We start from the raw sequence: 8,865 nt of genomic DNA on the forward strand, positions 1-8,865 counted from the left end.
AAATTGGATATTACCGACGATTCGTCAATCGTCATCGAGCATTCGGTGAGCACATCATGCCATAAGCTTCTGAGCTGGGATTATTTCGCAAGGACCTGTCGTTCTCGACGTCCTCTGATGAGAAGAAGTGGGGCGTAATGATGACAAAGTATTCAATCACGGAACAAACACAATTTAATAATCACCCAGATGGGGCAAATATGGACATCCAGATATTGAATCGTCGGTATCGTTGGTGTCGCTGAGCCTTCAGGCTGAGGGGGATGGGCCATTTGCGCTGAGTTGCTTGCAAAACGGGGGAGGGGATATCAGAAGAAGGCGGCTTGCAGAAGACATGCCTGAGCGCTAGAGGAGGGGCTGACCAATAGTGTGCTCCTCTTCTGGGGCCAAATCCAAGCGGAGGGGGCATGAGGCCGAGAGGAACTGCTCGTCATGGCTCACCAAAACAAGCGCGCCGGGAAAGGCGGAAAGCGCTCGCTCGAGTGCCTCCACCGAGTGCAGGTCCAGGTGATTCGTGGGTTCGTCCATGACGATGATTTCGGGGGCATCTAGTATACCGCGGGCGAGCATGAGCTTCCGCAGCTCCCCCGGGCTGATGTTCTCGCCGGACAATATTCGTTCGGGATCCGAATTGAGTTGCGCAACGATCGAAAGCAGGGCTCCACGTTCGGCTTGGGGCAGGTCCTTGATTTCCGAGAGGAATTCAATTGAGGATGAATCGTCGACTTCCTGAGGGATATACAGCGTGCGAATGTCCAATCCCGTGGCCTTGCGGCCTTCCAATATCTCCAGGATATGCTTGACCAGTGTTGTTTTCCCCGCTCCGTTGGGGCCGCTTATGCCCAGATGATCGGTATTTCCCAGATAAATCTCGGGAACCCGCAAAGATTGCCTCGGGCCGCACGGTATGCGATCTGAGCTGACGTGAATCAGTGTTTTGCGCGGGCTGGGTTGCGCTTCCATCCACAAGGTGCTTTCGTAGCGCTTTTCGACATGGTGGGCGTCGACGGCGGCTTGCGCGCGCTGGATTCGGGAGTCCATGCGCGAAGCGAGCTTGCCCGCAACGCCGTCTCTGCCAGTGAGAATGGCGAGTTTGATTCGTGCTTTCGCGTCGTGATCCTTCGGATCGACATGACGGGCGCTTCTCTTGGATGCGGACCGTGAGGCGTTTTCAACGCGCCTGATATACTCAGCCTTCATGCGCTTTTCTTCGGATCGCGCAATCGATTTGGCCCGCGCCGCGCTTTCGCGCTCCAGATTCGCCTGCGAGCGAGCTTGGGAGTAGTTGCCGGGGCGCATGGTGACGTGCCCCGACTCAAAGCACAGGCAGTCCTTTGCCAAGGAGTCGAGCAACGCACGGTCGTGCGAGACGAGGAGGCCAATACCCTTGTACTCGGCGAGTGCTTTGCAAATCTGCCTTCTGCATTCTGCGTCCACATGGTTAGTCGGTTCATCCATTGCCAGAAGATCGGGATTCTGCCAAAGCGCGACGGCTATTTGAATTTTCTTCTGCTCGCCACCGGAGAGCTCGGAAAAACGCCAGAGCATATCATCGGTGATGCGGAGCATCCTTCTGAGGTGCGTGGTCGCCGGGGCGAAGTCGCACGCAAAATCGAAGAGCATGGGCGGTTCGACTCCGGCTTCTTGCGCGCAATATGCGGAGACGAGACGCGGTGAAACGACGCCGCGATCTGGAATCAGAAGTCCGCACGCAATGCGGACGAAAGTTGATTTCCCGCACCCGTTGTCTCCGACGATGCCGTGCCAGCCGGGGGCAAATGTCGCCGACACGTTGTCGAGTGCGGGCATTGCGCTGCCAGGATATGCATAAGTAATATGGGAAAGAACGAGGGTGGTGGAGCTGTTCAAATTGGTTCTTGACATTGTGCCTCCTCGGCATGGGAGGCCGCGTTTTGCCGCATATGCTCTGATTGGCTCGTTCCGACCAACGTGAACGCCCGTCGACTCGAGTCAAGCTGAAAGAAAATGAGTCGACGGCAATGCTCGCAAAGGTAGTGTTTAGGATATACGAGGATCAGTGAAAAGACGATACGACAAATGTGCAGCCAGATTTATTCTTGGATAGATGGCAATTTGCAAATTGGCGTCGATATGTATCGTCTACAGCTTCACGAATCCTTTTCCTTTCCGGGGCGCTGGCTTGGCATATGGGCCTGCGCTGAATTCTTCCGTAGAGTCTAACAAAGCAATAATGCGGACGCAAGGAGGCGTTGCGTCTGAAAGCACGCCATTGCGTTGGACGCTTGAAGGGGTTTGCAAGTCGATTGAAAGAATACTAGTGCATCCGCTTCTTGTAACTAGCATGCGATGGTGGGCGTCGTTGTTAGCGCCGGGCGATTTTAGCCGCTAATAGTCAACCGATTTTGACCAATCCCGGTCACCGAATAATGGCCACCGTGCCTCCCCGCCGCCACTACGCTGGTGGCGCCAACACGCCGCCCTCGACAGGCTGCTCGACAAGGCGTCGGTGTTCGTGATGCGGGGCCCGAGCTACCGCGGCAGGGGGCTCGACACGTACTCGGTGGAGGCCGTCCCCCAGGCGGTGAAGGTGAGGGGGATCCAGCCCGAGGGGATGTAGGAATGCGATAGGAAAGTCATAGATGCGGGCGTGTTGGCCAAAATGGGTCGGCCGGGATTGGTCAATCTCGGCCGACTATATTTGGCTAAATTTTTCCGACACTAACATCGTGAATGTTGAGCGAGGTCATCGACTTGATTTTTCTGGTGTTTGAGATATTAGCTTTCGCGATTTACCCTCCAAATTGCAGAGGTTTGAGACGACCGGAAAGGAATGCTTATGCTCGATTCTCCGTTCTTCAGCTACTGGGGAAAGGCGAAAGGAGTTGCTTTTCTCCATCACGGCAATATCGCATCGGGGCTCAAAGTCGTAAAAACGTCGTAAGGTACGCGATATGGTTCGCCGGGATCCTAACTAGCTAGGCATTTTTCTGAATCTGCAGATATTCCCATGACAGATAAACAGTACGCGTTGCATAGAACGATACCTTTCATATAGAAGGCTGCTAAAGAGTCGAAGCCGGGCGCATACAGAGTTTTATTTCTTAGCCAGTTTGAAGTAGCGCTCAAATATCAATTCGAAAACGTAATAGAACATTAATCGACTGTCGAGGTCCATGCTGCCCAAGCGGATTTCTTTTTGCACGGTGTAGATAGGGTAGTCGGCTAGTTTCGAGAGAGAATTTCGAGAAAAGCCGGTGAGTGTGACGACCTTGCATCCGCGCGTTTTGGCTATCGATGTGGCGTCAATAGACACCTGCGTCTCGCCGCTTACGGAAACGCTGAAGACCAGGTCGTTTTTGCCAAGCAGTTCTGCGTAATGCCTCATGACATGGCGTTCGCTGAGCGTATCGGTGTTCTTGCCCATTATTTTGAGCTTTTCAGCCATCTCGAGGCACGGGTATTTCGAAAAGCCCGAGCAGAAGAACACGATATGCGAGGCGTCCTGGATAAGGCTTACAACCGAGTCGATGACCCGGTCGTTAAGCAGATCTTTGGTCTGTACGAGCTGGGTATCAAGAGGAAGTGCCTCGATAGTGAATCGATTGCGATCGAGCGAGGCGGAATACGATTGTTTGAGCTCCGTAAACCCCGAGAAGCCAAGCTTATGAGCAAGCCTGACGATTGTATTGGGAGCGACAAAGAACCGTTCAGCAACGCTCTTAAGCGTGACATCGTCAATATCATCACGCAGCTCGATGATGTAGCGCATGATCTCGCTTTCGAGATCGTTGAGCTTGCTCTCGCCAGCCCGCACATGATCATAAAAAGATTCTTGATCTTTCATAAGATGTTTCAGCCCCTCGCACCTCGTCGTACATATGGTACCGCTTTGTGTAGCCAGGAGAGAAATCGGTAATCGGTCAAGATTGCCTATTGCCTATGAACTGGGCAAACGCGCGTGTTTGCCTACACATATCTGTGTCGTGAGCGAAATCATGTGTCCCCGTTTCGCATTGGCTCACACGGGGACTCGCAAATGACCTTATGTCGCAAAATATCAATCGAAACGAAGCAAGCCGAGGACAACCGCGGAGCCCAAGGTCTTCGAGAACACCGATCAGCCAACCCTGGAGGGACGGAACATGAAGGATAAGCTCAATATTGTGATCGTTGGCGGCGGCTCCACGTGGTGCCCTGGCATTCTTAAAGCCCTGACCAAGCACATGGACATTCTGCCGCTGAACCGCGTGATGCTCTATGACATCGATGCCGAGCGTCAGCGTCCGATTGGCGAGTTTGGCAAGATCCTCTTCGCCGAGGAGGAGCCCGGTGTGGAGTTTGGTTACACCACCGATAAGGACGAGGCATACACTGACGTTGACTTTGTGCTCTGCCAGATTCGTACCGGCGGCTATGAGATGCGCAGCAAGGATGAGAAGATTCCGCTGCATATGGGAATCATCGGCCAGGAAACGGTGGGCCCCGGCGGCATGGCTTACGGTATGCGCTCCATGCATGACATGGTTGAGATCGTCAACGACGTTCGCGCTCATAGCCCGGAGGCGTGGATTATCAACTACACCAACCCGGCTGCTATTGTGGCATATGGTCTCGAGCGCGTTCTGCCCGATGAGCATCGCGTCCTCAACATCTGCGACCAGCCTGTCAACCTCATGCGCTCTTACGGTCGCCTGCTCGGTCGCGATATGAGCAAGACGGAGCCCGTGTACTTTGGCCTCAATCACTTCGGTTGGTTCAAGCACATCTACGATGAAGAGGGTCATGACCTCGTCCCGCAAATTAAGGAGTACACGGAGAAGAACGGCTTCCTTCCTGCCGATGCCGAGCAGCGTGACCAGTCCTGGCTCGATACCTACGCCATGGTCAAGGACATGCTCGAGGACTTCCCCGACTATCTGCCCAACACTTATCTGCAGTACTATCTGTATCCCGAGTACAAGGTCGCTCACCTCGACCCCGACTACACACGCTCCGATGAGGTTATCAACGGCCGTGAGAAGCGCGTGTTCGCCGAGTGCGAGCGTGTTGCCAAAGTCGGCACCGCAAAGAACTCCTCGGTTGTGCAAAACGACGCTCATGGCGATATGATCGTGGAAATCACCTCGGCCATTTATCGCAACACCAACAAGACCTTCATTGTCATCGTGCCCAACAACGGCATTATCGAGGGGATGCCCGATGACGCCATGGTCGAGGTCGCGGCAAGCGTGGGCGCCAATGGCCCGCAGCCCTATGCTGTTGGCAAAATCGGTACATTCTATCGCGGCCTTATGGAGAACCAGTACGCCTATGAGCGCCTGACTGTTGAGGCTTGGATGGAGGGTTCCTACGAGAAGGCTTTGCAGGCACTCACGCTTAATCGTCTGGTCGGTGATGCTAAGAAGGCTCGTAAGGTGCTCGACAAGCTCATCGAGGCGAACAAGGATTATTGGCCGGAGCTTAAGTAACTAGTTCCATATCGCTTGATAACTGTTATGGGGCGTGTGGATTGTAGAGCCGCGCGCCCCGTTTCTTTAAGAGGGGTATCCCATGAACAAAGATGAGCTGCTGGCAAAGTTCCAGCGCCTGGGCAAAGTCCTCATGACGCCCGTGCTGATTCTGCCAATTGCCGGCATCCTCCAGGGCTTTGGCAATGCCTTTACCAGCCCCACCCTTACGGCAGCTGTTCCCTGGCTTGCTGCTCCGGGCTTTGCGATTTTCTTTTCGATTCTCAAGGCCGCAGCCGGCATCGTTATGAACAACATCCCGGTTATCTTCTCGATTTGTCTCGCCTATGGCTTCGCCAAGTCCGAGAAGGCTACCGCGGCGCTTTGTGGCTTTTTGGGCTACATGTGCATGAATTCCGTGATGGGCACGTTCCTTACGGCGACTGGCGTTATCGATCCCGCGAATCTTACGACGGGCCAGAGCACGATTCTCGGTATCACCACGCTCGACACTGGCGTTATCGGCGGTCTTCTGGTGGGCGCAATCGTCGCATGGTTGCATAACCGTTACTACAAGATTGAGCTGCCCGCCGTGTTCTCCATCTTCAACGGTACGCGCTTTATTCCGGCGGTAACACTGCTCTCATGCAGCATCCTCGCATTGGTCATGTCCTTTGTTTTCCCGTTTATTCAGAACGCTCTCGGTGCGCTGTCCGAGTTCATCAAGACTACGGGTGCCTTTGGTGCATTTGTCTACGGCGCCGGCGAGCGCATGCTCCTGCCTTTTGGCCTGCATCACTTTGTCTATTTGCCGTTCTTCTTCACGTCGCTCGGTGGCGTCGAGACCATCGACGGCCAGACCGTTCAGGGCGCTATCAATATCTACAATGCGATCCTGGGCTCTCCTAGCACGCCGTTTAACATCGAGGTCAGCCGTTTTGTCATGAACGGCAAGGTTATCTTCGCCATGTTCGGCCTGCCCGGCGCTGCACTCGCCTTCTACAAGACGGCGCTTCCCAAGAACAAGAAGAAGACCGCAGCGCTCATGATCGCCATCGTGGTGCCTTGCATCCTCTCCGGCATTACCGAGCCGCTCGAGTATTCCTTCCTGTTTATCGCGCCCATCCTCTACGTGTTCCACGCTCTCATGGCTGGTCTTGCCTATGCGCTGACCTATGTCCTGCAGTTCAACGTGGCTGGTTCCGCGTCCTTCGGTGGCCCGCTCTTGTCGTTGATCTTTAACGGCATTATGGGTGCAGGCAAGGGCTCCAACTGGCAGGTTATCCTGTTCCTTGGCCCCATCTACTTCGTGGTGTACTACTTCGTCTTCAAGTTCATCATTCTTAAGAAGGACCTTAAGACCCCTGGCCGCGAGGAAGAGTCCGACGACGAGGCCGAAAAGGCTCCCAAGACCGTGATCAGCGACCTCATTCCCGCCATCGTTGAGGCAGTGGGCGGCGACAACAATATTAAGTCTGTCGAGGCCTGTTTCACCCGTCTGCGCATCCAGCTCAATGACTGTGACAAGGTGGTTGATGACGTCGAGTTTACCGAAAAGCTTGAAGCGCGTGGCATCGTGCATGTCAACGGCGGCGTGCAGATTGTCTACGGCAACATGGCATCTAACTACGCGACTCAGATGCGCGAGCTGCTGGGCATGGAGTAAACGACTCAACCACACGATCAAGATTAATACAGGTCGGCGTCCGATTCTTCAATCGGGCGCCGACCTGTGCTGTTTTGGGGCGAATGGGCAAGTACATGACGTGCTCGCTGCTCTCTTTTGGCACTGCCTATCGTGTATTCGGACGCCTTGCGACGGTGAGGTGCGTTCTTTTCAGTTCTAGCATGTTTGCGGCTAGCGCTGCGCCCGAAGTCGATTTGCACAGCTGATATATAGAGCGTTAACCGCGCTTTGTAGGCTCATGCCCTCAACCAAGGCGGTCGAGTACTCGCTGAGTGACTCCGTGCTCACGGGTAGCAAGAGCTCACGCGCCCCGTTGTTATCGAATGCCATGTTGCTCGATATCCAAATAACGCGGCAACCTCGCCGCTTGGCCTCAACGTAAAGATTGAAGATATAGCTCGTCTTTCCTGAGAACGATACAAAGATGGTTAGATCGTCGGGTTGGAGCAGACAGAGTGACGTCTCCTGTCCCTTGACGGAGCCAAATGAGAAGCACAGTCGGTTTACGCGGCTCAGCTTTTCGCAGAGTGAGCGGGCGGCGAGATTGGAGAATGAGCTTCCGTATACGTAGACATTTTGCGCATCGAGAAGCCAGTCAACGGCCTGCTCGAGTCGATCCTCAGTGAGCAGGCGTTTTGTTTCAAGCAAAGAGGTCTCTACGATATCGAAATACCAGGGTATATCGATTTGCTTATGAGCCCTTGCCTCGGTTGTCTCACGCTGGAGCCAAGCGTTGAAGTCGTCAACTTGCTCTTTGAACGATCGAAAGCTCGAGCCGTTTACGCGCCTGCAGAAGCGTGAGATGGTCGCGGGCGATGTATTGCACGCGCGGGCAAGTTCTTCTATTGAGAGCTCTGGAACCTCGTCGTGATGGGAAAGGGCGTAGAGTGCGATGTGGGCGTCAAGGCTCCCGCCCTTCTCGACGTCTTCGATACAAGACCTGAGGTTCGAATAGACCTCGTACATCGACATTCAAATCACTCCAAACAATAATGCCCCGGAGCGGATATGCCATCTCCGGAGCATTGTGGTGAAGCTATGGGACGGATTTATTCCATGCCCAAGTATTCTCTCATTTCGACTTTGTAGACAGAAGCTTTATTGCCGTAAACGATCTGAACACCGCCGCCAACGTGCACGATGGCGCTGGCGCCGAGGTCTTTGGTGAAGACGCTATCGTCCTTGACTAGGGCGGTGTCTTTGAGGCTGAGCCTCAGGCGAGTGAAGCAGGCGTTGACACCCGAGATGTTATCGGCGCCGCCCACGGCTTCCACGATCTGTGGGATGAGCTCGCTTACCTGGACAGGTGCTTTGGAGTCGATGGCCGACGTGTCATCCGCTGCCTGCGTGTCATCATCCTCGCGGCCCGGGGTTTTGAGGTCAAATTTCTTGATAAAGGCGCGGAACAGCACGTAATAGATCCCGAAGTAAGCGATGCCGAGCGGAATAAGCCAGAACCAGTTGGAGCCTTTGTCGGCGTTCATGATGCCGTTGAAGATCCACGAGAGGAGCGGTCCGCCGAAGGCGGAAGGCCCGGGCACATTGAACTGTACCAGGTAGGTGAGTACATACGCGATGCCGCACAGCAGGGCGTGGACCACATAGAGTACGGGTGCTACAAAGAGGAAGGAGTACTCGAGCGGTTCGGTTATGCCCATGATGGCGGCCGGGATAACGGCGGCGATCATGAGGGAGCCGACCTTCTTTTTATGGCTCTTCGGTGGTTTCTGTGGGAGAGATTCCGGCATA

The 8,865-nt window shown here is 54.4% G+C and carries 6 protein-coding genes; 2 read left to right on the plus strand and 4 right to left on the minus strand.

What is annotated here, in order from left to right; genetic code table 11:
* Positions 1–345: 345 nt before the first annotated feature.
* Both DW732_RS07835 and DW732_RS07845 read right to left on the minus strand, forming a co-directional pair.
* Complete coding sequence (locus DW732_RS07835; protein WP_117743464.1) at positions 346–1,884, minus strand: ATP-binding cassette domain-containing protein; 1,539 nt, start codon at positions 1,882–1,884, stop codon at positions 346–348.
* A 1,192-nt stretch (positions 1,885–3,076) separates the two neighbouring features.
* Positions 3,077–3,826 carry a MurR/RpiR family transcriptional regulator gene (locus DW732_RS07845; RefSeq protein WP_117757480.1) on the minus strand — a complete coding sequence of 250 codons (750 nt, stop codon included), beginning with the start codon at positions 3,824–3,826 and terminating at the stop codon, positions 3,077–3,079.
* 298 nt (positions 3,827–4,124) lie between these two features.
* On the opposite strand from DW732_RS07845, the gene DW732_RS07850 reads away from it, so the two are divergent.
* Together DW732_RS07850 and DW732_RS07855 are read left to right on the plus strand one after the other, a co-directional pair.
* A complete protein-coding gene (locus DW732_RS07850) occupies positions 4,125–5,450 on the plus strand; it encodes a 6-phospho-alpha-glucosidase (RefSeq protein WP_089573127.1) in 1,326 nt (441 codons plus the stop codon).
* Between the two features lie 82 nt (positions 5,451–5,532).
* Positions 5,533–7,095: a PTS transporter subunit EIIC gene (locus DW732_RS07855; RefSeq protein WP_118099231.1), complete on the plus strand. Its 1,563-nt coding sequence runs from the start codon at positions 5,533–5,535 to the stop codon at positions 7,093–7,095.
* Between the two features lie 192 nt (positions 7,096–7,287).
* On the opposite strand, the gene DW732_RS07860 is transcribed toward DW732_RS07855, so the two are convergent.
* Positions 7,288–8,082 (minus strand): MurR/RpiR family transcriptional regulator, encoded by a 795-nt coding sequence (locus DW732_RS07860; RefSeq protein WP_233539405.1) that lies wholly within the window; start codon positions 8,080–8,082, stop codon positions 7,288–7,290.
* An 83-nt stretch (positions 8,083–8,165) separates the two neighbouring features.
* Positions 8,166–8,865: glucose PTS transporter subunit EIIB (locus tag DW732_RS07865; RefSeq protein ID WP_158567384.1), on the minus strand; the 700-nt coding region annotated here is incomplete at its 5' end.

The sequence above is a fragment of the Collinsella sp. AM28-11LB genome, assembly GCF_003469895.1.
Lineage (GTDB): Bacteria > Actinomycetota > Coriobacteriia > Coriobacteriales > Coriobacteriaceae > Collinsella.